This is a genomic window from Cupriavidus sp. HMR-1 (genome assembly GCF_000319775.1).
Classification (GTDB): Bacteria; Pseudomonadota; Gammaproteobacteria; order Burkholderiales; family Burkholderiaceae; genus Cupriavidus; species Cupriavidus metallidurans.
The window spans coordinates 13,077-39,475 of the sequence record NZ_ANKP01000039.1; the positions used below are offsets into that span (position 1 = coordinate 13,077).

General features: G+C 65.0%; 18 protein-coding genes. 11 read left to right on the top strand and 7 right to left on the bottom strand.

Annotated features, from left to right (window positions below; translation table 11 throughout):
• Positions 1-21: 21 nt before the first annotated feature.
• The 7 genes from D769_RS05230 to D769_RS05260 all read left to right on the top strand — a co-directional run bounded on the left by D769_RS05230 (position 22) and on the right by D769_RS05260 (position 10,791).
• Complete coding sequence (locus tag D769_RS05230) at positions 22-1,035, top strand: D-2-hydroxyacid dehydrogenase family protein (protein WP_008642764.1); 1,014 nt, start codon at positions 22-24, stop codon at positions 1,033-1,035.
• A gap of 167 nt (positions 1,036-1,202) precedes the next feature.
• A complete protein-coding gene (locus D769_RS05235; RefSeq protein WP_011517993.1) occupies positions 1,203-1,571 on the top strand; it encodes a hypothetical protein in 369 nt (122 codons plus the stop codon).
• 220 nt (positions 1,572-1,791) lie between these two features.
• The gene (locus D769_RS05240; protein WP_008642768.1) at positions 1,792-2,448 is read left to right on the top strand and encodes an MOSC domain-containing protein; all 657 of its coding nucleotides are present in this window, start codon (positions 1,792-1,794) and stop codon (positions 2,446-2,448) included.
• A 265-nt stretch (positions 2,449-2,713) separates the two neighbouring features.
• Positions 2,714-3,937, top strand: a complete 1,224-nt coding sequence (locus tag D769_RS05245) for an efflux RND transporter periplasmic adaptor subunit (RefSeq protein WP_008642769.1) — start codon at positions 2,714-2,716, stop codon at positions 3,935-3,937.
• Positions 3,938-3,941: 4 nt separating this feature from the next.
• Positions 3,942-7,151 (top strand): efflux RND transporter permease subunit, encoded by a 3,210-nt coding sequence (locus D769_RS05250; RefSeq protein ID WP_035881176.1) that lies wholly within the window; start codon positions 3,942-3,944, stop codon positions 7,149-7,151.
• Positions 7,152-7,516: 365 nt separating this feature from the next.
• Positions 7,517-9,784 (top strand): TonB-dependent hemoglobin/transferrin/lactoferrin family receptor, encoded by a 2,268-nt coding sequence (locus tag D769_RS05255; protein ID WP_008642772.1) that lies wholly within the window; start codon positions 7,517-7,519, stop codon positions 9,782-9,784.
• A gap of 170 nt (positions 9,785-9,954) precedes the next feature.
• A complete protein-coding gene (locus D769_RS05260) occupies positions 9,955-10,791 on the top strand; it encodes a ChaN family lipoprotein (protein WP_008642774.1) in 837 nt (278 codons plus the stop codon).
• Positions 10,792-10,815: 24 nt separating this feature from the next.
• Here D769_RS05260 and D769_RS05265 read toward each other — a convergent pair whose 3' ends face one another.
• Entirely contained in the window at positions 10,816-12,303 is a 1,488-nt protein-coding gene (locus tag D769_RS05265; protein ID WP_008642775.1) for a sensor histidine kinase, read from the bottom strand.
• On the bottom strand, positions 12,303-12,977 hold the full coding sequence (locus D769_RS05270; RefSeq protein ID WP_008642777.1) for a response regulator: 675 nt from the start codon (positions 12,975-12,977) through the stop codon (positions 12,303-12,305). The genes D769_RS05265 and D769_RS05270 overlap by 1 nt, the downstream gene beginning before the upstream one ends.
• Positions 12,978-13,174: 197 nt before the next feature.
• Between D769_RS05270 and D769_RS05275 the strand changes: the two genes are divergently transcribed.
• Complete coding sequence (locus tag D769_RS05275) at positions 13,175-14,290, top strand: ABC transporter substrate-binding protein (RefSeq protein WP_008642778.1); 1,116 nt, start codon at positions 13,175-13,177, stop codon at positions 14,288-14,290.
• An 82-nt stretch (positions 14,291-14,372) separates the two neighbouring features.
• On the opposite strand, the gene D769_RS05280 is transcribed toward D769_RS05275, so the two are convergent.
• Positions 14,373-15,092, bottom strand: a complete 720-nt coding sequence (locus D769_RS05280; RefSeq protein WP_008642780.1) for a TetR family transcriptional regulator — start codon at positions 15,090-15,092, stop codon at positions 14,373-14,375.
• 492 nt (positions 15,093-15,584) lie between these two features.
• Between D769_RS05280 and D769_RS05285 the strand changes: the two genes are divergently transcribed.
• From D769_RS05285 to D769_RS05295, 3 genes are read left to right on the top strand one after another with little or no spacing between them, the layout of a single operon-like run.
• A complete protein-coding gene (locus D769_RS05285; protein WP_040010893.1) occupies positions 15,585-16,832 on the top strand; it encodes an efflux RND transporter periplasmic adaptor subunit in 1,248 nt (415 codons plus the stop codon).
• 26 nt (positions 16,833-16,858) lie between these two features.
• Positions 16,859-20,011, top strand: a complete 3,153-nt coding sequence (locus D769_RS05290; protein ID WP_008642785.1) for an efflux RND transporter permease subunit — start codon at positions 16,859-16,861, stop codon at positions 20,009-20,011.
• Positions 20,012-20,013: 2 nt separating this feature from the next.
• A complete protein-coding gene (locus D769_RS05295) occupies positions 20,014-21,489 on the top strand; it encodes an efflux transporter outer membrane subunit (protein ID WP_008642787.1) in 1,476 nt (491 codons plus the stop codon).
• 75 nt (positions 21,490-21,564) lie between these two features.
• On the opposite strand, the gene D769_RS05300 is transcribed toward D769_RS05295, so the two are convergent.
• The 4 genes from D769_RS05300 to D769_RS05315 all read right to left on the bottom strand — a co-directional run bounded on the left by D769_RS05300 (position 21,565) and on the right by D769_RS05315 (position 26,277).
• Positions 21,565-22,425 carry an OmpW family outer membrane protein gene (locus D769_RS05300; RefSeq protein WP_008642789.1) on the bottom strand — a complete coding sequence of 287 codons (861 nt, stop codon included), beginning with the start codon at positions 22,423-22,425 and terminating at the stop codon, positions 21,565-21,567.
• Between the two features lie 17 nt (positions 22,426-22,442).
• The gene (locus D769_RS05305; protein WP_008642792.1) at positions 22,443-23,729 is read right to left on the bottom strand and encodes a DUF2957 domain-containing protein; all 1,287 of its coding nucleotides are present in this window, start codon (positions 23,727-23,729) and stop codon (positions 22,443-22,445) included.
• Between the two features lie 52 nt (positions 23,730-23,781).
• The gene (locus D769_RS05310) at positions 23,782-25,092 is read right to left on the bottom strand and encodes a DUF2957 domain-containing protein (protein WP_241227839.1); all 1,311 of its coding nucleotides are present in this window, start codon (positions 25,090-25,092) and stop codon (positions 23,782-23,784) included.
• 285 nt (positions 25,093-25,377) lie between these two features.
• Entirely contained in the window at positions 25,378-26,277 is a 900-nt protein-coding gene (locus D769_RS05315) for a DUF1571 domain-containing protein (protein ID WP_008642796.1), read from the bottom strand.
• Positions 26,278-26,399 lie beyond the last annotated feature (122 nt).

A 26,399-nucleotide genomic window follows, 5' to 3' on the forward strand; every position in this document is an offset into this window, starting at 1 on the left:
CCCGAGGTCAAAGAGTCACCAATGAAGATTGCAGTTCTCGACGATTACCAGGACGCCGTGCGCAAGCTGCCCTGCTTTGCGCTGCTCGAAGGCCATGACGTCAAGGTCTTCAACAACACCGTGAAGGGCGTGGGCCAGCTGGCCGCGCGCCTCTCGGATGTCGAGGCATTGGTGCTGATTCGCGAGCGCACCCGTGTGACGCGTCAGCTACTCGAGAAGCTGCCCAAGCTCAGGATCATCAGCCAGACCGGCCGGGCGGGGAACCACGTCGACATCGAGGCCTGTACCGAGCGCGGCGTGGTCGTGCTGGAAGGCGTCGGTTCTCCTGTGGCGCCCGCCGAACTGACCTGGGCGCTGATCATGGCGGCCCAGCGCCGCATTCCCCAGTACGTTGCCAGCCTCAAGCACGGCGCCTGGCAGCAGTCGGGCCTGAAATCGACCACGATGCCGCCGAACTTCGGCCTGGGGCAGGTTCTGCGCGGACAGACGCTCGGCATCTGGGGCTATGGCAAGATCGGCCGCCTGCTGGCGGGCTACGGCCGTGCCTTTGGCATGAATGTGCTGGTCTGGGGCCGCGAGGCTTCGCAGCAGGGCGCCCGGGAGGCGGGCCTTAACGTGGCGGAATCGGTCGAACAGCTGTTTGCCGACTCCGACGTGCTGTCGCTGCACCTGCGCCTGAACGACGAGACGCGCGGCATCGTCAAGCTGGCCGATCTGCAGCGCATGAAGCCCACATCGTTGTTTGTGAACACCAGCCGCGCCGAGCTGATCGAGGAAAACGCGCTGGTCGCCGCGCTGAATCGCGGGCGTCCGGGCATGGCCGCCATCGACGTGTTCGAGTCCGAGCCCATCCTGCAGGGTCATGCCCTGCTGCGCATGGAAAACTGCATCTGCACGCCGCACCTGGGCTATGTGGAGCGCGAAAGCTACGAACTCTACTTCCGCGCGGCGTTCCAGAACATCCTTGATGTGCTGGCCGGCAAGCACGACAGCATCGCCAATCCCAAGGCACTCACCCCCACGCTTGCACGCTGACTCGAGCGCTGGCTTCAGTCAAGTCACATTCTGACGCCGTGAAATGATGTTTGGAGCGCAGGGCGCGCGTGACTATTATTCCTCTTGGTCGCCTGCTTTCGGCGGGCGGTCCTGACATTGCCAGAGCAGGCAATGCTGAACCGTAAATTTCAGGAGGAGAGGGAAAAATGACTGTCCGTACACCTGTAGTTGGTTTGGCCGTAGCCGTAACACTGGCGCTCGCTGCTTTCGGGGCGAACGCTCAGCAGACACAGCAGCCCGCAGCGCAACCGGCGACGGGGTCCGCCGAGGTTCCTCCGATGCCGCCAACCTCCCAGGCCAAGGCCATGATTTCCGAGAAGTTCAAGGCCGCGGACACCAACCATGACGGCAAGCTGACCCGCGACGAGGCCAAGGCCGGCATGCCGGAGGTCTACAAGCGCTTCTCTCAAATCGATGTGAAGAAGAAGGGCTACGTCACCGAGCGTCAGATCGGTGCCTACTGGCATTCGAAGACCGCCGAGCAGATGCAGAAGGAAAATCCCATCTGGAACTGAGCGTTCGAGCGCTTCCCGGACCCGCGCCATGAGGCATGGCGCGACGTCCGGGCGGGACGCCTGACCGGCAGACGCCCCGCCCCGCCAGACGCCTGGAACGTGCGTCTGTTTCCCCACATTCCCTTGCTCAAACGAGCGCCCAAGTCGGTACACTCGGTGCAAAGCCGACGCGCGGCAGCATGACGCGCGCGCAGCCCCGCACACGCAAGGAGAGCGTACCGTGGCCGAAACCGATCCGCGTCCGAACCCCGCCGGCGCCGGTGGCAGGAGCATTGGCCGTGTGCTGGCCGTCAATGTTGGCACCGCACTGCCGCTCGTGGTGGCAGGCGCAGGCACGGAGGCGGTGGTGATGTCGGCCATCCGCAAACACCCGCTCAGTACATTGCATCATCCGATTGCCGTGGGCGTGCACCGCCTGGGGCTGGCCGGCGACGAGCAGGTGGACCGCAGCGTCCACGGCGGACCCGAGCGGGCCGTCTATGCCTATCCGATCGAGCACTACACCTGGTGGAACACGCGCCGGCGCGATGCCGGGGTCGAGGAATCCGAGCGTCCGCTGGCGTTCGGCGCGATGGGCGAGAACCTGACGACCCAGGGCTTGCTGGAGTCCGCGTTGTGGGTGGACGACCGCCTGCTCATCGGCGACGTCGAACTTGTGGTGAATGCGCCACGGCGGCCCTGCTACAAGTTCAATGCGGCGATGGGGTACGCCCACGCCGCGCGCGACATGCTGGAAAGCAGTTTTTCCGGCGTGTACCTGGGCGTCGTCCAGCCTGGCGTGCTGCGTGCAGGCGACGCCGTGATCCTGGTTCCCGGCCCGCGCGATGTGCCGCTGAATACCCTGCTGCACCGGAACGGCCGGCAAATCTCCCGCTAGATTGTTGCCAATCCCGCGTTAGTCCGGGGTGGCCGCCACTGGCTTTTCTGCTAATGTTTTAGAACTCATACAAGCGGTTCGGCCATCCCTTCCCTGTCGGCCAGACATCCATCCCCAGCGGAGCTGTAATGGGTTGTAATACAACGCACTAGCCGGAAGCGGCCTAGGCGCGGTACTAGTAGCGGTTTGCGCGGATAAAGCCGGCCCCAATGAAGCCGGCGCCAAGGGGGAGTCGCGCGCCGTGCAGTATTTGAGGGTCCTCATAATGAAAACAGATGGAATCGACCAGCCGAAGGGCTTTGTCGATGGCAACTGGAGCGCGGCCGCCGGTACGGGGCGCGGCCGCACTTCGCGCTGGCCAGTCGTCGTGGCCGTGCTCGTGATCGTTGTCGCCGGCTGGTTTGGCTGGAAGCACTGGTTCGCGCCGAAGCCGGCCGCCAAGGGCGCGGCCGTGACCACGGTTGCCACGGCGGTCGTCCAGCAGGGCGATGTGCCGCTGGAAGTGAACGCCAACGGCAATGTGGTGGCGATGCAGACCGTGGAGGTGCGCCCGCAGGTGTCGAGCACCGTCCGCGCGGTCCATATCAAGGAAGGTCAAAGCGTCAAGCCGGGCGACCTGCTGTTCTCGCTCGATACCCGCATGGACGAGGCCAATCTGGACAAGGCGCGCGCCCAGCTCATGCGCGACCAGGCCGATTTGTCCGACGCACGCCGCACGCTGACACGTAGCCAGGAGTTGCTGCAGCGCAACTTCATCTCGCGCAGTGCCGTGGATACGGCACAGGCCAAGGTCGACGGTTTCGAAGCGACGATTCGCGCCGACCAGGCGGCCATCGAAGCGAGCCGCGTGGCCATCAGCTACGGCACGATTCGCGCGACGATCGGCGGCCGGACCGGCGTCATCAACGTCTTCCCGGGCTCGCTGGTCACGCCGACGACTGCGACGCCGATGGTCATCGTGGCGCAGATCGCGCCGATCACGGTCATGTTCACGCTGCCCGAACGGCAGCTTGCCGCCCTGCGCGAGGCACTGCGCAGCGGACCGGTATCGGTGACGGCGCTGCCTAACGACGGCAGCAAGCAGCCCGTGACCGGCAAGATCACGTTCGTCGACAACACCGTCGATCCGCAGTACGGCAGCATCCGCGTCAAGGCGATGTTCGCCAACGAGGAGCACCGCCTCTGGCCCGGCACCTACGCCAATGTCAACGCGACGGTGCAGGTGCTGAAGGATGCGCTGTCCGTGCCGCCGCAGGCCATCGTGGCCGGCCCCGAGGGACGCTTCGTCTACACCGTGCAGGCCGACAACAAGGTGGCGCGCGTGCCGGTGCAGGTCATCGCTACCACGGCCGCTGCCGCCGTGATCGAAGGTGTGCAACCCGGCGCGCGCGTGGTGACCGAGGGCGCGCAGAATCTGCGCCCGGGAAGTCTGGTGCGGGAAGCCGCCGCTCGCGGCGCGTCGGCCCCGGCCGCCGCCACCAAGCATTGATGCCATGACGCTGTCCGAGCTTTGTATCCGCCGGCCCGTCATGACGGTGCTGCTGTGCCTGGCCGTCATCGTGACCGGTATCGTGCTGTATCCGACGATTCCGATTGCGGCGCTGCCCAGTTTCAATTCGCCCGTGATCCAGGTCACGGCCACGCTGCCGGGGGCGAGCCCGGAGACGATGGCGGCATCCGTCGCCACGCAGCTCGAGAAGCAGTTCGCAACGATTCCGGGCGTCTCGGTCATCAGCTCGTCGAACACGCTCGGCAATTCGAGCATCACGATCGAGTTCAACAACGACCGCGATATCGATGCCGCCGCCGTGGACGTGCAGGCCGCGCTGTTCCGCGCGCAGCGGTCGCTGCCGATCGAGATGACGCTGCCGCCGTCGTATCGCAAGGTGAACCCTGCCGATGCGCCGGTGATCCTGCTGGCGATCAATTCGCCGTCGATGAGCCTCGGGGAGCTGAACGCGTTTGGCGATAACCTGATTTCGCCGACGCTGGCCACACTGCCCGGCGTTGCGCAGGTGCAGATTTTTGGCCAGAAGCGCTTCTCAGTGCGCGTGCGCGCCCACCCCGACGCGCTGGCCGCGCGCGGCCTGACGCTTGATGAGCTAGCCACCGCGCTCAATCGCGCCAATGCGAACACGCCGGTCGGCACGCTCGACGGCGCGCGCCAGACGCTGACGATCCAGGCCAACCGCCAGATGACCAGCGCGGACGCGTTCCGCAACATCATTGTGGCCAGCCAGCCGAGCGGCGCCGTGGTGCGGCTGTCGGACGTGGCGGAAGTGGAAGACAGCGTCGAGACGATCAAGACCGGCAGCTGGCTCAACAACGAACGCTCGATCGTGCTGGCTGTGCAGCGCCAGCCAGATGCCAACACGGTGGCCGTGGTCGATGCGATCCGGAGCGCCCTGCCGCGCCTGCTGGCGCAGATGCCGGGCTCCGTCAACGTGAACGTGGTGAACGACCGGTCGATGTCGATCCGGGAATCGATCCACGATGTGCAGTTCACGCTGGCGCTGACCGTCGCGCTGGTGGTGATGGTGATCTTCCTGTTCCTGCGCCGCGCCGCCGCGACGCTGATTCCCACGGTATCGCTGCCGATCTCGCTGATCGGCACCGTGGCGCTGATGAAGGCATTTGGCTACAGCCTGGATAACGTGTCGCTGCTCGCCATCACGCTGGCCGTGGGCCTGGTGGTGGACGACGCGATCGTGATGCTCGAGAACATCGTGCGTCATATCGAGGAAGGCGTGCCGCCGCTCAAGGCAGCGCTGGTGGGCTCGCGCGAAATGGGTTTCACCATCCTGTCGATTTCGATTTCGCTGGTGGCCGTGTTCATCCCGATCTTCTTCATGCCGGGTGTGATCGGCCTGCTGTTCCACGAATTCGCCGCGGTGGTGTCGCTGTCGATTCTCGTGTCGGCGCTCGTGTCGCTGACGCTGATCCCGATGCTGTGCGCGCGTTTCCTGTCGGCCGAGAACGTGCCGGTGGACGAATCGCAGCACATGTATGGAGAAACGGCAGGCGATCACGCGACGGGCGCGCCCGTGCATCGCGTAGAGCAGAAGCAGACGATCGGGATGCGTTCCACGCAGTGGTTCGAGGACCTGTTCGAATGGACGCTCCGCAAGTACGCGAGCGGACTGGACTGGTGCCTGGCGCACCGCCGCGTGGTGCTTGCCGCAGCCGGCCTGACTTTCGTGCTGACCGCTGTGCTGTTCGTGAAGATCCCGAAGGGCTTCTTCCCCGAGGAGGACATCGGCCAGATCCAGGTCAACGCGGAAGGCCCGCAGGACATCTCGTTCGATGCGATGTCCGATCGCCTGCGCGATGCCGCCGAACGTATCCGCGCGAATCCGGCCGTGAAGAGCGTGGTGGCGTCGATCGGCGGTGGCCCGTCGCCAGCCATCAACACGGGCCGGATGTTCGTCGAGCTGAAGCCGCTCGGCGAGCGCCCGAAGATGCCGCAAGTGGTGGAGTCGCTGCGCAAGGATGTTGCCGGGGTGCCCGGGCTGGCGGTCTACTTCTCGCCGGTGCAGAACCTGCGCCTCGGCGGGCGTCAAAGCAAGAGCCGCTACCAGTACACGCTGCAGAGCGTGAAGCCGGGGCAGTTGCAGGAGTTCAGCGACAAGCTCATGGCCAAGATGCGCACCGAGCCGATCTTCCGTGACGTGACCAGCGATTCGCAGCAGTCGGGCCTCGAGGCGCAACTGACGATCGACCGCGACAAGGCCAATGCGCTCGGTGTGCAGATGCAGGACGTGCGCACGGCGCTGTACACCGCGTTTGGCGAGCGTCAGGTATCGACGATCTACACGCCGATCGACAACTACTACGTGATCCTGACCGCGGCAGATATCGACCGCGCGGATGAGACGGCGTTCTCCAAGCTTTACGTGCGCAGCCGGACGGGCCAGATGGTGCCGGTGTCGGCGTTCGCCACGACCGAGCGCCGCGTGGGACCGATCGCGGTGAACCACCAGGGTCAGTTGCCCTCGGTCACGGTGTCGTTCAACCTCGCGCCGGGCGCCGCGCTTGGCGATGCGTCGAAGCTGATCGACCGCTATCGCGAGGAGATCGCGATGCCGACATCGATATTCACGAGCTGGGGTGGCGATGCGGCGGTGTTCCAGTCGTCGCAGGCCACGCAGGTGGTGCTGCTGGTGGCCGCGATCGCGGTGATCTACACGCTGCTGGGCGTGCTCTACGAGAGCTACATCCACCCGCTGACGATTCTGGCTGGCCTGCCCTCCGCGGCCGTCGGCGCGTTGTTGACGCTGTTCCTGTTCAACGTGGAGCTGTCGCTGATCGCGACGATTGGCGTGCTGATGCTGATCGGCATCGTCAAGAAGAACGCGATCATGATGATTGACTTCGCGCTGGCGGCGCAGCGCGAACAGGGCATGGCGCCCGCGAAGGCGATCCGGCAGGCGTGCCTGCTGCGCTTCCGCCCGATCATGATGACCACGTTCGCGGCCGTGATGGGCGCTCTGCCGCTGGCATTGGGCCTGGGCGCAGGCGCGGAACTGCGCCAGCCGCTCGGCTTGGCGGTGGTGGGTGGTTTGCTGTTCTCGCAGGTGATCACGCTGTTCATCACGCCGGTGATTTACCTCGCGCTCGATCGCTACTCTGGCACCGGCCCGTTGCAGATCGATTCGGAAGGCAATCTGCTGGACGAACAGCAGCCGGCAACGGTGGCGCACTGATCGCCAATCTCGCCGAGAGTTGTGCCGTTGCTGTGCTGTGGCCGTGCTGTAGTTGTGCCGCAGTGTGTTTGCTCTTATGCGCCGGTTCCCAGATCGTAACGGGACCGGCGCACCTTCCCCGATTCAGCCGCAATTCGCGAGCGTTCTCCTCCCCCAGCCTCAACATGCCGACAGTCCTCGCCACCGAGGCTTGTCATGCCTTTTGTAAACGCGAATAATCTTCACCTGCATGGGTGTGGCCAAGAATCAAAAACATAAGGCCTGCCCGCTCACGCCAGCCAGTCATCGCCTCCCGACGCGCGCGGTCTTCGATCGCGATCCGCCGTAGCCAGCCAGCGTTTCGTTTTCTTTCAAAGGAAAATCCAATGAAACGCTGTTTCCTGGCGCGTCGCCTGCGCGCCTCAGTCAGGGTCACGCCGGTCGCGGCGGTCTGGGCCACGTTCTGCACGCCGCTCTGGGCAGAAGACGTCCAGCAGCTTCGCGAAGTGGTGGTCACGGCCACGCGCACGGAAGAACGTGCCGATGCCGTGGCCTCGACCATTACCGTGGAAGATCCACGCAAGATCGAACGGTCGATGCCGGTCGATGAAACGGGCCTGTTCGCCGACGAGCCCGACATCGATGTGCCGCGCGACCGCCGCCGTTTTGGAGCCGGCAGCATCAACATCCGTGGCATCGAGGACAACCGTGTGCTGCAGATGGTTGACGGTGTGCGGCTGCCAGACTTCTACAACGGGGGCGGGCCGTCGAACATCACCACGTCCACGCGTGACGCGCCGGAGTTCTCGTTCCTGAAGCGCGTGGAAGTGCTGCGCGGCCCTGCATCGAGTTTGTACGGGTCCGATGCGATCGGTGGCGTGGTCTCGTATGCCACGAAGGACCCAACGGATCTCATGCGCGACAAGTCGGTCGGTGCTGAAGTCGGGCTGAACTGGAACGGCATCGACAATGGCTTCGGTCAGACCGTCGGCGTGGCCGGTGGCAACGATCTGATCCAGGGGTTGTTCATGTACGCGCACCGTCGCGCACACGAGACGAAGAACATGGGTGGCGACGATTCGGTGTCAGTGTCGCGCACCGCGCCTAACCCGCAGGATGTTGATACCAACGCCTACCTCGGCAAAATCGTGCTCAATGCCACGGCACGGCAGCGCCTCAGGCTGAGCTACGAGCACCGCGATGCCGCCAGCGATACGGACATGTTGCGCTTGTCACGGTCGCTACCGCGTGTGACGTCCGCCAACGGTACGGAGGACCTGGCGCGCGACCGCGTATCGCTTGACTACGAGTGGCGTCCCGACAGCGGCGCGCTCGATCGCCTGACCGCTGCGATCTACTATCAAAAGAGCCGCACCACGAACGTCACGAACCAGGTGCGCAGCCGTACCAGCCGCGGCTGTTCCGCTACCCTCGCCGGTGCCAACCTTTGCGATGTGAGGCTCGATTTCGGCTTCGAGCAGCAACAGACCGGTTTCAACTTCCAGGCCGACAAGTCGTTTCACACCGGCAGCGTCGAACATCGCCTGATCGGAGGCGTCGACTTCATCCGCACGGAGTCCGAGGAGTATCGCGATGCCACGGTCGTCAACGTCACCACCAGTACGCGCACGAAGTCACTGGCTGGCGAGACATTCCCACTGCATGACTTTCCCAAGGGCGCGACGCGGCAGGTGGGTGTGTTCGTGCAAGACGAGTTGCGCTTGATGAACGGGCGGCTCACGCTGACGCCGGGTCTGCGTTTCGATCACTACTCGCTTGGGCCCGATGACGACTCGCTCTACAACAGCGTGGCGGCGAAGCCCGCGGTCAGCCAGAGCAATTCCAACCTGTCGCCGAAGTTGTCCGCGCTCTGGCAGGCCACGGATCGCGTCAACGTCTGGGCGCAGTACGTGTTCGGCTACCGTGCGCCGAACTATCGGGAAATCAACGGCAGTTTCCGCAACCTGGTGCAGGGCTACGGCGCGGCGCCGAACAGCGAACTCGATCCCGAGAAGAGCCGCTCATTCGAGGTCGGCGTGCGGTACACCGGCGAGAACGTTCAGACCAGCGTGGCCATGTTCGACAACCGGTACCGGGACTTTATCGAACAGGTTCAACTGGCGTGTCCGTCCGACCCCGCATGTTTGCCGGCCATGCGCGCGACCTATCAGTTCCGCAATCAGGCCAAGGTGCGCATCTACGGTGCGGAATGGCGTGGAGTGTGGCGCTTCCTGCCGCAGTGGCGTGTCGATGGCGCGGTAGCCTATGCGCATGGCACGAACGAGCAAACGGATCAGCCGTTGAACAGCGTGTCGCCGCTGCGTGCCTCCGCAGGGCTGACGTGGGAGCCTTCGGTCAGCGAAGGACCCGGCGCCGCATTGCGCTGGCGCGGCGCCAGAGCAGTGACGCGGACTGACGACACACGACGCGTGACGTACTTCAAGCCAGGTGGCTATGGCGTGGTCGATCTGCAGGCCTGGTGGCGGCTTGGCAAGCGGGCCACAATTGCGCTGGCCGTGAACAACCTCTTCGACAAGACCTACTGGCTTTGGGGCGACGTGCGCCAGACAGGCGTTTCCGCGTCGGAACCGGGTCTCGCTTTCTACACGCAACCAGGCAGAACCTTCGCAGCGAGTGTGAAGTTGGCGTTCTGACGCGGCGCAGCGGTCCCCACAATCGACGAAATGAACGTCGCTGCGCGTCGCGCGTATCCCGGGCTACCAGCCACCTTGATGCACATGCTGTGGACAATCGGCTCGTGTCGCGTCAAGCTCCCATCCCAATGGCCTGGCGCAAGTGCCGGGCAACCGGAGAGACCACAGCGATGAACCGATTCGTAGCCTGTATCGCGATGGCAGCCCTGACCGCCGGATGCGCGTCGACTGGACCTTCGCCAGATGCCTTGAGCCAGCGCTTCCCGAACAAGACCTACGTATTGCTCGGAGAGGTGCATGACAACGCGGCGGGCCAACGGCAGCGGCTGCAGGCGCTGACGCAGGCCGTGGAGGCGGGCTGGCGGCCCGCGATCGCGATGGAGCAATTCGACCGCGAACGGCAGGGCGATATCGACCGTGCGCGTCGCGAGCGTCCGCGCGATGCGGACTATGTCATCGCGCAGGCGACGGGCCCGAAGAGTGGCTGGGACTGGGCGCTCTACCAGCCGGTGGTATCACTTGCATTGCAATACGACCTGCCGTTGCTTGCCGCGAACCTGTCGCGTGGCGATGCCGCGAAGATCGTGCGCGGCGGGCTCGGGCAAGTTTTCGCACCCCAACAGCAGGCCGAGTTGAAACTGGACAAGCCCTTGCCTGCCGACCTCGTCGCCTTGCAGACAGCGACGCTCGATGCCGGGCACTGCGGCAATTTCCCGAAGGCGATGTTGCCAGGGATGCTCGACGCGCAAGCCGCCCGCGATGCCGTGATGGCGCAGATCATGAAGGCGCATGGCGACCGGGGCGTGGTGCTGATCGCAGGGAACGGCCACGTGCGGCGCGACATCGGTGTGCCCCGCTGGCTCGATCGCGCCAATCAAGATGACGCGCGTGTGCTCAGCGTCGGTTATGTGGAGTCAGCGGCCAACGGTAAGGCATTCGATGCGCTCGTGCGTGTCCCTGCCGTGGATCGTCCCGACCCATGTGCCGATGCGGTGATGAAGAAGTAGCAGTGAGTCGGTGTGCGCGGCTTATCAGGCCGTCGGCTTCACCAGCGGCAAGCTGAGTTCCGCGCGCACGCCACGCCCCTGGGCGCCTTCGCGCAAGACCACGGTGCCGCCGCAGCGCATCGCCATCTCACGCGAGATGGCAAGTCCGAGGCCCGACCCCGTTTCCGTGTGGCCGACCCGGCGATAGAAGCGCGCGAACACCTTCTCGCGTTCGGCCTCGGGAATACCGGGGCCGTCATCCTCGACGATGAGCATGGCGCTGTCGTCGACCTGTGTGGCGGAGAGCGTGATGCGGCTGCGGCGTCCCGAGTACTGGATGGCGTTGTGGACAAGGTTGGCGAATGCCTCGCGCAACAGCGCGGGATCGGCCTGCACTGGCAGTTCCAGTCCGGCCGGTCGCTCCCAGCCGAAATCCTGCTGGCGTCCGCGAGCGAGTGGCAGGTAGTCCAGCGCCACCTGCTCCGCCACGCCGATCGCGTCGATGATCTCCACTTCCGTGGCCGGGGCGGTGCCGTCCGGCGCGTGCTGTCTGACGCGCGCCAGTGCCAGCAACTGGTTGGTCATCCGCGCGGCCTGCTCCAGTTGCTTGACGATGCCACCAACGGCCTCGGCGGCGCCCGAATGCGCCGCGCCTTCGCCGCCGAACGTGTCGAGCTGCCGCTGCGCGAACTCGGCCTGTGTCTTCAGGATGGCCAGTGGCGTGCGGAGCTGATGGGCGGCATCGGCGATGAACTGGGCCTGCGCCTGCGCCATCGCGTCGGAGCGCGATACGTGCAGGTTCACCGCGTCGACCAGCGGGCGCACCTCGACCGGCACATGGTCGAACTCGAGCGGGGTCAGATCCTCGGGCGAGCGCGCGCGCACATCGTCACGTACCTGTTGCAGCGGGCGGAGCACGTAGGTAATGCCGCCGACCAGGATCAGCGCCGATACGATGATCAGCGCGATGTCGCGCAGCAGTGCGCTGCGCCAGACGTTGCCGATCAGCGCCGCGCGCGGCTCGGCGGTCTCCGCCACCTGGATGATCACGCGCATGTGCGCGTCGGGGCGATAGACCGGGCGGGCCATCGCCGCGATGCGGACCCGGTCGCCGCGATAGGTGGCGTCGTAGAAGCGCGGCTGGCCGTTCCGCAGCGCTCCCGTCGGCAGCGGCAGATCGTCATATCCGGTGACAGTCTCGATCTGGCCGGCCCGCTCCATCGACACGCGGTAGAACACGTGTGTCTGCGCCGCGGTTTCGAACATCTCCATGGCCGCGTCGGGCAGCGATAGCTGGATGCTCTCGCCGGCCATCCCGATGGCGTTGTCGATGGTCAGCACGGAGCCGTACAGCGAGCGGTCGTATGCCGTGTTGGCGGCATCGCGCAGGGTGCCGTAGGTGAACCAAGTATCGACCGCCATCATGAGCGCCAGCGCCGGGACCAGCAGGATCAGCAACTGGCGCCGCAGGCTGCCGCGCAACCAGGACCGCACAGGCAGGCGCGCGCGCTGGCGCAGGCGGCGAGGCCACATCAGGTGGCGGCCTCTGGCTCGAGCAGGTAGCCGAAGCCGCGTAGCGTGACGATGGTCACGCCGTGGCCGGACAGCTTCTTGCGCAGGCGATAGACCAGCACCTCGATGGCGTCCGGGCTCACGTCCGCGTCGAGCGAAAACACCTTGTCGAGCAATTGGGCTTTCGTCAGCGGTTGGCCGCTTCGGGCCAGCAGCGCGCCGAGCAGCGTCGATTCGCGCGGGGTCAGGGACAGCGGCGCGCCAGCCAGTGTGAAGCTGCGCGCTTCGCCGTCGAATACCAGCGTGCCGCATTGCAGGCGCGGATGCGCCCGGCCACGGCTGCGCCGGATCAGCGCCAGGATACGGGCTTCGAGTTCCGCGATGGCGAATGGTTTGGGCAGGTAGTCGTCGGCCCCGAGATTGAGACCGCGCACGCGTTCGTCCAGGGTGTCCTGCGCGGTGAGGATCAGCACGGGCGTGCGGTCGTCGCGGCCACGCATGGCCTTCAGCACGGCCAGGCCGTCCTTGCCGGGAAGGCGCAGGTCCAGCACGACGGCATCGTATTCCTCGGCCATGAGTCGGGCCTCGGCCTTCAGACCGTCGGTGACATGCTCGATCACGAAGCCGCCCTGCTCAAGTGCGCGTGTGACCCAGCGGGCCAGTTCCACTTCATCTTCCACCAGCAGGATGCGCATGGGACCCTCCTCTGCCCGCTCTTGATCTGTCTCCGGGGGCTGCCCCCGAGGGCGCCTATGATACCGCCTTGGCGGCGGGTGTCGGGGGCGCCGCTCGCGCCCTATAATGGCGGCGCTCCTCCCCGTGTACAACACGCGTGTCTACTGTGCCAGAAACCAAGTCGCCTCCGGTTCATGCTTCTCGCCGTCACCTGCTGATGGCGGGCGCCGTCATGGCTGCGGGTGTGCCGTCGTTTCCGGCCCGGGCGCAGCCGACGGCGCGGGTGCCGGCGGGGTATCCGAGCGACTATATCGAGGTGATCGCGCGCGCGCAGCGCGAGGGATCGGTCACGGTCTATGGTTCGACCGATCTGGAGATCGCGCAGCCACTGATCGACGCATTCGAAGCCCGCTATCCGGGTATTCGGGTGCGATATCAGGACCTGAACACAATCGAGCTGAACAACCGCTTCCTGGCGGAGAGCGCCAGCCTCGGCGCGAACCGGCCGGCAAGGGACGCGGATGTGGCCGACGTGCTCTGGAGCACGGCGATGGACCTGCAGATCAAGCTCGTCAACGACGGCTACGCGCAGCGCTACGAGTCGCCGGAACGCGATGGCCTGCCGGGCTGGGCGGTCTGGCGCGACGAGGCGTTCGGCACCACGTTCGAGCCTGCGGTGATCGTCTACAACCGGAAGCACTTCGCGGGCACCCATATTCCGGGCAGCCGCAGCGGCCTGGCGCGTTTGCTGCAGGACCGCGCGCCGCAATGGCGGGGCAAGATCGTGACGTACGACGTGGAGCGTTCTGGCGTTGGGTATCTGCTCGCCCAGCAGGATGCGCGGATGGGCAGCGAGTTCTGGTATCTGGCTCAGGCGTTGGGCCGCGCGCGCGTGCAGTTGTCTGCATCGACGGCGGACATGATCGAACGCATCGCCAGTGGCGAGCTGGTGCTGGGCTACAACCTGCTGGGTTCCTATGCGCTGTCGCTGATGGAGCGCGGGGCCGGGATTGCCGTCATCGCGCCGCGCGACTACACCCTGGTGATGTCGCGCGTGGCGTTCATCGCGCGGCAGGCGCCGAGGCCACACGCGGCGCGACTGTGGCTCGATTTCCTGCTGTCGCGCGATGGGCAGGTCCTGCTGAGTCAGACCACGTCCCAGCTGTACACGATTCGCACCGACATCGACAGCACGCACACTGCCAACGCACTGGCGGAACGGCTGGGCTACGCGCTCAGGCCGATCAGCGTCGGGCCGGGTCTGCTGGCGGCGCAGGATGCCCTGCGCAAGAAGGCGTTCATCGCGCGTTGGCGCGAAGCCATGCGCGGTTGACGGCTCATAGCCAGCTCGGCAATCAGTTCGGGAGTCAGTTCGGGAATCAGTTCGGGAATCAGTTCGGGAATCAGTTCGGGAATCAGTTCGGCGCCAGGGCCTGCTGGGGCTGCCGTTCGCACAGCGCCGCCATTTCCGCATCGAGCGGCGCCATGGGGCGTGGCACGTAGCCCACGCGCAGAGCCGGCGAGAGGCGCAATGTGTCGATGAATGCGTCCGCCAGGCGTTCGGCCTCGCGGGCCAGTTCGAAATCCTCGGGGGAGAACAGCCAGTGCGCCAGCACGCCACCGATCGCGGCGTGGAAGGCATTGACGGCCAGTGGCAGGTCGAGGTCGGCGGGCAACTGGCCGCGCTCCATCGCCAGCCGCAGATGCTCGCGCATCTTCACCGTGCCTTCCTGGTGCGACTGGCGCTGGCGCACGAAGATGGCGCCGTTGTCCTCGACCATCTCGCACTTGTGGAAGATGATTTCGAACACGCGACGCCATTGGGGATTGTTGACGGTCTGGCGGAACACGAATGCGCAGATGTCGCGGATGCTCCCGAGCGGGTCTTCCTGCGAGGCAATGCGCTCGGGTGAGCAGAGCGCCTCGACTGGCAGGTTGACGCGATCGCACATCGCGGCGAACACGTCGCTCTTGTTCTTGAAATGCCAATAGATCGCGCCGCGCGTGACGCCTGCCGCCTCGGCAATGTCCGCCAGCGAAGGACGTGCCACGCCACGGGCGTGGAACACGGCCTCTGCCGCATCCAGAATGCGGTTGCGCGTCTCTAGCGCTTCTTCCTTGGTACGTCTGACCATTTCCCTCTTTACCCGGACGGTGGTGGTCGCCAGGTCTCCATGGGCGCTGCCGGTGGATGGCAAGGCGCTTCTCTCTCCAAATTGCGCAACGGCACTAGGCGGGGCGCATCGTACCGTGAATGGAACAATCGTGCTCGATTTGCAGGAGCATTCCACTACACGCAACCATTGCCATGTGTTGTAAACGCCCCAAAATTTATCCGGGTACTTACATACATGCGCGAATGTATCTATAATACGCCCCTGCCCGAGTTTCAGCCAACCTGATTTGTGTGATGGCGCGCGCGCAAAGCGACGCAGCCATGAGCCGAAACCGGGAAATCCTGCCTGTAGAAAGAAAAGCGTTTCCATCCACCGACTTGCGAGCGGCGGCTGGCAACGAGCAAAAACCTGTTTGGCCGCCATGCCCCGCCCCCGGAGTGTGTTGCCCTTTGCGACTGTTCGCGTCGCGGGCATTGCGGCAGATCTCAAATTGCCATCATGGGGTTATCGATGAGGAAGTCCCAACAGATCCGTAGTGTTGCCGCCGCTGTGGCGGTACTGGCGTTGTCCGCCTGCGGCCAGAAAGCCCCGCAGGGCGGCGCGATGCCGCCTCCGGAAGTGGGTGTCGTGACCGTCACGCCGTCCGCAGTTGCCGTCGTCAATGAATTGCCGGGTCGTCTCGAGGGTGTGCGCACCGCCGAGGTGCGTGCCCGCGTGGAAGGTATCGTCCTGTCGCGCAATTACACCGAAGGCGGTGAAGTGAAGGCCGGTCAGGTGCTGTTCCGCATCGATCCCGCCCCGTATCAGGCGCAACTGGCTTCGGCCAAGGCCCAGCTCGAGCGTGCAGAGGCCAATGCCGTGTCCGCGCGCCAGAAGGCCGAGCGCTACAAGCCGCTGGTGGCCGCCAACGCCGTCAGCAAGCAGGAATACGACGAGGCGGTTGCCGCCGCCGGCCAGGCCAATGCCGATATCGCCGCCGCCAAGGCGGCTGTGACGACCGCGCAGATCAATCTGGGCTACACCACCGTCACCGCGCCGATCTCCGGCCGCGTCGGCCGTGCGCTGATCACGGAAGGCGCGCTGGTCGGCAAGGGCGAAGCCACCAAGCTGACCACCGTCGAGCAAGTCGAGCCGATCTGGGTGACCTTCACGCAACCGGCGTCGGAAGTGGCGCGCCTGCGTCGCGCCATCGAGGCCGGTCAGGTCAAGGGTGTGAACGGCGGCGCGCGCGTGCACCTGTACCCGGAAGCCGGCGACAAGGAATACGGCATGACCGGCAAGCTGCTGTTCTCGGACATGACCGTGGACCCGACCACCGGTTCGATCACGCTGCGTGCCGAGTTCCCGAACCCGAAGCGTGAACTGCTGTCGGGCACCTTCGTGCGCGTGAAGATCGAACAGGGTGTGGACGAAAAGGCGCTGACCGTGCCGCAGCGCGCGCTGATCCGTGGCGCGCAGGGTGCGAGCGTGCTGGTGGTGGGCGATGACGGCAAGGTAGCCGCGGTGCCGGTCAAGGCGCCGCAGGCGATCGGCGATCGCTGGGTGGTGACCGAAGGCCTCAAGGGTGGCGAAAAGGTCATCGTCGAGGGCCTGCAAAAGGTTCGCCCGGGCGCGCCTGCCAAGGCCGTGCCGTTCCAGAACCCGCAGACCGCGGCTGCGCCGGCATCGGGCGCGGGCGCGCAGGGTGCTGAAGGCGGCAAGTCCGAAGCCAGCAACGAAGCCAAGCCCGCCGAGCAGACGCCGGCCAAGCAAGGCTGACCACGCACACTTAGGGAGCCAGTTTCATGGCGAAGTTTTTCATCGACCGGCCGGTGTTCGCGTGGGTGCTCGCGCTGATCATCGTGCTGGGCGGGGCACTCGCGATCCTGCAATTGCCGATCGCGCAGTACCCCAATATCGCGCCCCCGATCATCACGGTCAGCACGACCTACCCTGGTGCATCGGCCAAGACCATTGAAGACACGGTGGTGACGCCGATCGAGCAGGAGCTCAACGGTGCGCCGAACCTGCTCTATTACGAGTCGCAGAGTGAGTCGTCCGGCCTGGCCACGATCAATATCTCGTTCGCGCCGGGCTCGAGTTCCGACCTGAACTCCGTGGAAGTGCAGAACCGCCTGAAGCGCGTGGAAGCGCGTCTGCCGGCGGAAGTGCGCCAACAGGGTGTGAAGGTCGACAAGGCCGGCAACAACTACATGATGTTCATCACGGTCTCGTCCAAATCCGGTAACTCGGATGCGATCGAGCTCGGTAACTTCGTGTCCGCGCAGGTCGTCGACTCGATCCGTCGCGTGCCCGGTGTGGGTGCGGCCGACTTGTTCGGTACCGAATACGCGATGCGGATCTGGCTGGATCCGGCCAAGCTGACCGGCTACAACCTCACGCCGCTAGACGTGAAGGCCGCAGTGGCCGAGCAGAACATCCAGGTTGCCGTGGGCGAACTGGGCGGCACCCCGTCGCCGTCTGGCACGGAGCTTAACGCCACGGTGAGTACCGAAAGCCGTCTGAACACGCCCGAGGAATTCGCCAACATCCTGTTGCGCGTGAATCCGGACGGTTCGTCGGTGCGCATCAAGGACGTCGGCCGCGTGGAACTGGGCGGCGCCGACTACTCGACGCTCGCCCGCATCAACGGCAAGCCGGCCTCGGCCATCGCCATCAAGCTGGCCCCGACCGGCAACGCGCTGGCCACCGCCACCGCGGTGCGCGCCAAGATGGAAGAGCTTTCGCGCTTCTTCCCGCCGGACTACGAGTTCAGCGTGCCTTACGACACCTCGGCCTTCGTGAAGATCTCGATCGAGGAAGTGGTCAAGACGCTGCTGGAAGCCGTGGTGCTGGTGTTCCTGGTGATGTACCTGTTCCTGCAGAACTTCCGCGCGACGCTGATCCCGACGCTGGTGGTGCCGGTGGCGCTGCTTGGCACGTTCGGCGCGATGCTGGCGTTCGGCTTCTCGATCAACGTGCTGACAATGTTCGGCATGGTGCTGGCGATCGGTATTCTGGTCGACGATGCCATTGTGGTGGTCGAGAACGTCGAGCGGATCATGAGCGAGGAAGGACTCTCGCCACGTGAAGCCACGCGCAAGGCGATGGGACAGATCACGGGCGCCATCATCGGCATTACGCTGGTGCTGACGGCGGTGTTCATCCCGATGGCGTTCTTCTCGGGCTCGGTCGGCAACATCTATCGCCAGTTCTCGCTGTCGCTGATTGCTTCGATGGGCTTCTCGGCGCTGCTGGCGCTGACGCTGACCCCGGCACTGTGCGCCACGATGCTCAAGCCGGTGGAAGCAGGCCATCACCACGAGAAGAAGGGTTTCTTCGGCTGGTTCAACCGTACCTTCACCACCGCATCGGGCAGCTACCAGGGCATGGTCGCGCGCATTCTCAAGCGCACGGGCCGTTACGTGATCATCTACCTGGTGATCATTGCCGGGGTGGTGGTGCTGTTCAAGCGCCTGCCGTCGTCGTTCCTGCCTGATGAGGACCAGGGCTACATGATCACCGTGGTGCAGTTGCCCACGGGCGCGACGCAAGAGCGCACGATCGGCGTGCTCAAGCAGATCGAGGACTACTACCTGCAGAAGGAATCGAAGGTGGTGGACCAGATGATCACGGTGGCGGGCTTCTCGTTCTTCGGCCGCGGCCAGAACGGCGGTATCGCGTTCGTGCGTCTGAAGGACTGGAAGGAGCGTCCGGGCGCGGATCAGACCGCGCAGGCGCTGGTGGGCCGTGCGTTCGGCGCGCTGTCGTTCATCAAGGACGCGATCATCTTCCCGCTGAACCCGCCGGCCATCTCCGAACTGGGTAACTCGTCGGGCTTCGACTTCCGTCTGCAGGACCGCAGCGGTCAGGGCCACGCGAAGCTGATGGAAGCGCGTAACCAGATGCTGGGCATGGCGGCGCAGTCGCCGGTGCTGCAGGGCGTGCGTCCGGAAGGCCAGGAAGACGCGCCGCAGTTGCGCATCGACATCGATCGCGAAAAGGCGCGCGCGCTGGGCGTATCGGTGGCCGATATCAACTCGACGCTGTCGATCGCATTTGGCTCCTCGTACGTGAACGACTTCATCTATGAGGGTCGCGTGCGCCGTGTGATCGTGCAGGCCGAGGGTGCGGATCGCCGTCTGCCGGACGATCTGACCAAGCTGCGCGTGCGCAATGCCAATGGCGACATGGTGGCGTTTGCCGCGTTCGCGACGTCGAAGTGGATCATGGGTTCGCCGCGCCTGGAGCGATACAACGGCATGCCGGCCGTGAAGCTCGCGGGCCAGGCCGCGCCGGGCAAGTCCACTGGCGACGCCATGCGCGTGATGGAGGAAAACTTCGCCAAGCTGCCGCCGGGCTTCGGTTTCGAGTGGTCGGGTCAGTCGTATGAAGAACGCCTGGCCGGCTCGCAGGAACCGATCCTGTACACGTTGTCGCTGGTGATCGTGTTCCTGTGTCTGGCCGCGCTCTATGAGAGCTGGTCGATTCCGGTGGCCGTGCTGCTGGTGGTGCCGCTGGGTGTGATCGGCGCGCTGCTCGGCGTGACGCTGCGCGGCATGCCGAACGACGTGTACTTCAAGGTGGGCCTGATCGCGACGATCGGTCTGTCCGCCAAGAACGCCATTCTGATCGTGGAATTTGCCAAGGACCTGCAGGCGCAGGGCCGTAGCCTCGTGGATGCGACGCTCGAAGCGGTGCACCTGCGGTTCCGCCCGATCCTGATGACGTCGATGGCATTTATTCTGGGCGTGCTGCCGCTGGCGATTGCCACTGGTGCGGGCTCGGGCAGCCAGCGCGCAATCGGTACCGGCGTGATGGGCGGGATGATCACGGCAACGCTGCTGGCGATCTTCCTGGTGCCAGTATTCTTCGTGGTGGTGCGTAGCCGCTTCAAGGGCAGCAAGGCCCAGCACGAGCGGGAAATGGCACGCCTGGAAAGCCAGAAGGAAATCTGACTATGACAAAGACTTTGACCACTCTGCTGCTGGTGGCCGGGGTGCTGAGCGGCTGCACGATGGCGCCGCACTATGACCGCCCCGCCGCACCTGTGGCGGGCGGCTACCCGGCAGCGCCGGAAGGTTATGCCTCGGCCGAGGTGAAGAGCGGTGAAACGCGCCGCGCCACCGAGATCGGCTGGCGCGAGTTCTTCACCGACCCGCGCCTGCAAGGGCTGATCGAGGCGGCGCTGGAGAACAACCGCGACCTGCGTACCGCCGCGCTCCGCATCGAAGAGGCGCGCGCGCAGTACCAGATCCAGCGCGCCGACCTGCTGCCGACCGTGAATGCGAATGCCGGCTTCCAGCGCGGCCGCTTCTCGGGTGCCTCGTCGGGTATCGACCAGTCGTTCACGGGTAACGTGTACCAGGTCGGCCTGTCGGTGACGCAGTGGGAGCTCGACTTCTTCGGCCGCGTGCGTAGCCTCTCGAACGCCGCGCTGGCGCAGTACCTGGCCACCGAGGAAGCACACCGCGCCGCGTATATCTCGCTGGTTTCGGAGGTTGCCAAGGCCTATCTGGCCGAACGCGCCTTTGCCGAGCAGTACGATCTGGCCCGCGACACCTACAAGGCGCGCCAGAGCACGTACGAACTGGCGCAGAAGCGCTTCAGCGCCGGCGCGACGTCCGCGCTGGACCTGCGCGACAACGAATCGCTGGTGGCGCAGGCCCGCGTGGCCGCAGCGCAGCTGGCGCGTCAGCGCGCGCAGGCGCAGAACGCGCTGGAAGTGCTGGTGGGCAAGCCGATCGCCGAGATCCCGAACCTGCCTGCGCCGATGCGTCTGTCGGACGAACACATCATCAGCGATATTCCCGAGGGTCTGCCCTCGGAACTGCTGACGCAGCGTCCGGACATCCGTCAGGCCGAGCAGCAGTTGTTGTCGGCCAATGCCAACATCGGCGCGGCGCGGGCCGCATTCTTCCCGCGCATCACGATGACGGCCAATGCCGGCACCATCAGCACGTCGTTCACGAACCTGTTCGACTCGGGCGCTCACGTGTGGTCGTTCGCGCCGCAACTCGTGCTGCCGATTTTCGACTACGGCCGAAACATGTCGAACCTGGACCTGTCCAACGTCCGCAAGAACATCCAGATCGCCAACTACGAGAAGACGATCCAGACCGCGTTCAGCGAAGTGGCCGATGCCCTCGTGGCACGCGGCACGCTCGAGGACCAGGTGGCTGGCCAGGAACAGCAGCGTAACGCGGAAGCCGCGCGCTACGAACTGGCGCGGATGCGCTTCCGCAGCGGCGTGGCGAGCTACCTCGACGAACTCGACGCGCAGCGCCAGCTGTTCTCGGCCGAGCAGGATCTGGTTGCGGCACGGCAGTTGCGGTTGGTGAACTCGATCGACCTCTACCGCGCGCTGGGTGGCGGGCTGGTGGAGAAAGGACCGGTGGCGCAGCAGCCGGCACCGCAGACAACGACGACGCAGTAAGTCATCGTTTCGGTTCAGCAAAAAAAGGGCGAAGCTTTCAAGGCTTCGCCCTTTTTGCGTTGTGGCCGACGTCGATCAGAACTTGTAGGTCGCCGCGAGGAAGAACACCAGCGGGTTTGGCCGCAGTGTCGTCTTCGAGGTCGACAGCACGGTGCCGTCCGACGCCTTGATCGTCATCGTCGATTCGCTCTTGAGCGGGATGTACGTGACCGCGCCAGTGACACCCCAATGCTCGGTGAAGTTGTAGGTGCCGCCGACATTGAAGACCGGCGCCCACGACGACGACGCATCGGCGTGGACCGACGTTGGTCCCGGAATGCCAGCACCCGCAGCCAGGATCGCGCCGAGGTTATTGTTCACCGATGCAGCGAACGCCGGATTGACGTCGATATTGGTGAAGAAGTTGTACGAGACACCAACACCGACAAACGGTCGGAATGTCACATCCGGAGCGCGGAAGTGATACTGCACCATTGCCGCAGGGCTCCACTGACGCGCGCGCGTGATGATCGGATTCAGCGACGGGTCGCCCAGGCTCTGGTGACCCAGTGCGCCGGCCGGGCCCGGCGGAATCAGATAACCGTGTCCGTAGATCTTGAACTCGGGCGGAATGCCGCCCACGGCTGTGATCGCGATGTTGTCGGTGACGAAGTGGCTGAACGTCAAACCTAGCGTGTCGGCATTCGACGTCGACAGGCCACTGCCTGGCGCCGAAAACGACGTCGGCAGGCCAAGCGGATAGTTGATCGGCACATCGAGCAAGGTAGTGGTCAACGGGCCGCTGGTACCGAAAGTCTCGATGTGGAACCAGCCCGCGGAAACGACGTTGTCCCCGGCCTTTTGCGCGTGCGCGGTGGTGGCCATGAAGGCGCTGCAGGCGAGAAAGGCTGCGGCGATCGAAAGCAGGCGGGCCAGCGAGAGGCGTTTGTTATGCATGTCGGTCCCCTGGGTTGTTATTGCACGAAGGCGCCGACCGTGAAGTACGGGCCGGTGGTGCGGTTTTCGAGGAAGCCGAACACGCCGCCGGTGAACATGAACTTGCCCGTGATCGTGGCGTTGTCCTTGCGCGTGGTGGTCACTACGCCAGCGGTGGTCTGCGAGTAGTCGAGCTTCAGCGCCGTGGCCAGCGTGGCGTCGGACGCGCGGAACGGGTCCAGTTGCGCGGCATCGGCACCCACCAGCGCCGTGGTGCGGTAGTCGAAGTTGCTGTCCACGCCGATGTACTCGCCATTGACACTACCCTGTGTGATCGACACCGCCGGCGCCATCATGCCGATGCCGATCTCGTCATCCGCACCCACCGGTTGCAGGTTCGTGAACGACGCATTGGCATAGCCGACGCGAATCATGATCGGCACGAGTTGTCCACGCAGCTTGCCCACGATCAGGTACGCTCGGCCCAGCACGCCGCCGAGGCTTGGTTGCTGCTCGCCTTCGTAGTTGGTGGAAAGCAGCGAGCCGTTGCCTTGCGGCACGAACTTGTTGCCCTTCTGCTTGCAGGTGCCGCCGGTCTTGTTGTCGCAGACCGTGAATGAACCATCGGCGGCCAGGGACATCTTGTAGTCCTGCGCGACCTGCGCGAAATTCTTCGATGGAATCTCATGGAAGCCAGACCCGTTGTAGACGCCCGCGATCTTGCTCAGGTCCGTCTCGGTCTGCGCGAAGCCGATGAACTGGAAGTACGGGAACGTCGTGTCGGGCACGGCGCCGGCACCGGCAATGCCGTTGAACTGGATGCGCGCGCCAGGGATCGTGCCGCCCATCACGCCTTCACCCAGGAACAGGCGTGCCGGGCGCGATGCATCGAGACTCGCGCCGAGCAACTGGAAGGCGCATTGATTCAGCTTGTCGGTGGGCAGGCCAGTTTCCTGCGCGAGCTTGCCGGTCATCACGTTCTGCCCGTTGGTGGCGTCGGAGCGCGTTGGCTGCACCGTGCCCGTGGTGCGTGGGACCGATGAATCCAGAAACGTGACGGCCCACGTCATCTTCGCGGTATCGATCTGCACGCTCACCAGTTCTCCCGATCCGGTGCCGCCGACATAAGGCGTCGAATAGTCGACCGATGCAGGACAGAGTCGGGCAGGCACGGCAGCGGGCACTGCGGTTTGCGCGCTGTCGCCATCGCCACCACCGCCGCATCCGGCGAGTGCCGCGGTGGTAACCAGTGCCAGCGCCAGGCGTGGCGCCCAGGGCCGCAGCGGAGCTGCGGAACGTGGTTGATGCGATTGCGGCAGCGGCATGATGATGTCTCCTATGGGGTTCTTCTAGGTGTGAGGCAGTGGATGTTTTGCGTCAGCGGCTGGCCAGCGCGCTGACACGGAACGTTGGATCTGCTGCGGGGCCGAACAGGTGGGCATACACGGGGCCAGTAGTGACGACCGATCCCGTGACGCCGCTGTTGTCGACAGTGGCTACCACGCCGGGCCGCGTGGCCTGCGTGAAGTCCATCTGGAATCCGCCGACCGGCTTGAGCGACGGGTCCTGCGGGTCGATCAACGCAACGAGGTTGTTCTGGACCGTCGAAGACAGGTACTTGAAGTCGCTGCCCGAGCCGATGTAGCTGCCCTGCATGCTGGCCTGGGTGGCCGTGGAGGTTGGCGTCATCAGGGCCAGGCCGGATTCGTCGTCGACCCTGATGTCCAGTCCGTTGATGTAGGCGTAGCCCACGCGGACCAGCAGCGGTACCTGTTTGCCCTCGAGCTTGCCGACCACCAGCACGCCGCGTGCGCGTGCGTTCGCGGGCGCGAGCGCGTTGGCATAGAAGTGTGGATAAGGCTGGCTGCCCGCCCCGCCATCGTTGTCACTGCCGAACGCGCCATCGTTACCGGCACGCAAATGCCAGGGTTGGCCCGTCGACAGGCAGGACCCGCCGCTGGCCGGCGCGCATGATCCGTCGGCGTTGAGCGTTTCCACGGTGTTGGCAGTAGCGGGCGCGTAGTTCGTGGCGCCAGTCAACTTGCCGCCGGACGGTACCAGGTGATAGCCGAGCAGGTTGTACGTGCCCGCGACCTTGCTGAAGTCGGTCTCCGTCTGCGCAAATGCCAGCACCGGGTACATCGGGAACGTGCGCTGTGGGATCTTGCCGAGCCCCAGCAGGCCGCCATACTGGATCGTCGCGCCAGGAATGCCGCCGCCCGCCACGCCATTGCCGATGAAGATGATCGGCGGATTGGCGGGGTCGATGATGGCCTGCGATGCGCCGTCGGATGCGGTGGCCGTTTTCAGTTCATACGCGCAGTTGTTCTGCGCCGCAGTCGGCAGCGGTCGGGTCGGATGCGTCATCGTGCCAGTCAGCGTGACGCCCGCGCGTGTCGGCGATACCGTTCCCGGCGCCTTGGGCACCGCCGATTCGATGATCGTGATCTGGTACGTGCCCTTGGTTGAATCGAACTGCATTTTCAGGAATTCGCCCGCGCCGGAACCGCCGGTGTACGTGGTGCCGTAATCGAGTGTGCTTGGGCACAGCGAGGCCACGGGCTGGTTTTCGGTAGCCCCTGAAGTGGGACAGTTGCCGACGGTGGCGCATTGCTGCGCAGCGGCGGCTGGCGTTGCGCTACTGGAGGCATCGCCATCTCCACCGCCGCCGCAGGCAGCGAGCGTCATAGTCAGGCTTACCCCTGCAACAGCAAAAAATGCGTGTCGAGCATGCGACATCTGCATGGTTGTCTCCTTGTCGTTATGACCGGCGCTCCGGCGATTGCCGGGATAGCTCACGGTGCGTCGGAATCTCGCGTTTCAAGCGGTCGAGCGCAATAGAGCGCTCGTTCCAAACACCGTGGCCGCGCGGCGTGCCGTTGTCACGCAAGCCTCTCCCGTCATTGTTCAAACCGCGTTTGCCATGCATGGCACGCCAATTCAAACGGACGGGATGGCCCACATTCGGCATCTTCAGAACTTGTATTCGCTGTTCGAGGGATCGAACGTCGATGCGTCGAAGGTCTTTTTCTGGGCCTTCTCGAAGACGATCTTCTCGACCATGTTGCCGTCCGCGTCCCACGCGGTTTCCGCGCGCGGCCAGGGGTGCTTGAGATCGAACATCAGTTGCACTTTCTTCGCGTAGTACTTCGGCGCGCCTTCCGGCAACTCCCATGTCAGCGCCACCATGCGAACGCCCTGCTCCTGCACGATTTCGACGCGGCTGTACTTCTCGGGCAGCCCCGCCGCGCGTAGCGTCTTCGCATCGCGCTCGAGCATCGACAGCACGAACTGGAAGCCGAGGTCGCGCACGGTGTGATTCGACTGGGATTTGGCCAATGTGCCGTCGATTGCGGTCCAGATCGACGTGAAGCCCATGATGCCGCCGAGGTGCCCGTACATCTCGTCCTTGCGACGGGTCTCGTCATAGATGATTTCCTGGCCGGCCTGCACGCCGTTTGGCAGCCACTTCGCGTAGAGCTGGCGTGGCATATGGCGGTAGCGGATCATCATGCGCGCTGGCTTGTCTTGCCATTGACCGTTGAGTCGTTCCTGGCGCGTCATCGAGTATTCGTACTCGGGGTAGCGATTCATTTCCGCGCGTGCCCACGTCAGGATGGCTTCGGGCTGCAGCGCATCGAACGTGGCCAGTACCTGCGCGTCGGATTGCGCGGCAAGCTCGCCGCTGGCTACCTGTTTCGAGAGCATCGTGGCCTGCTGCGAGGTGGGCAGACCATCGTATGGCGTGGCGACGCGCGGGGTCTGCGTGGCCGGCGCGGATGCGCCCTGGGCGTACGCCGTGGTGCCTCCGGGCGGTGCCGCAAGAATCCCCAGGATGCCGCCGAGGGCGGCTGCCGCGTATAGCTGTTTCATCGCATGTCTCCTTTTGCGGGCAAGACGTGGCCCTCCCGCGGGCTGCCGTGGCAGGCGGGTGAAGACGCGCCATGCGTGGCGCGCAACGGGTCACGCCTCGCAAGTTGCGTGGCGAATCACGT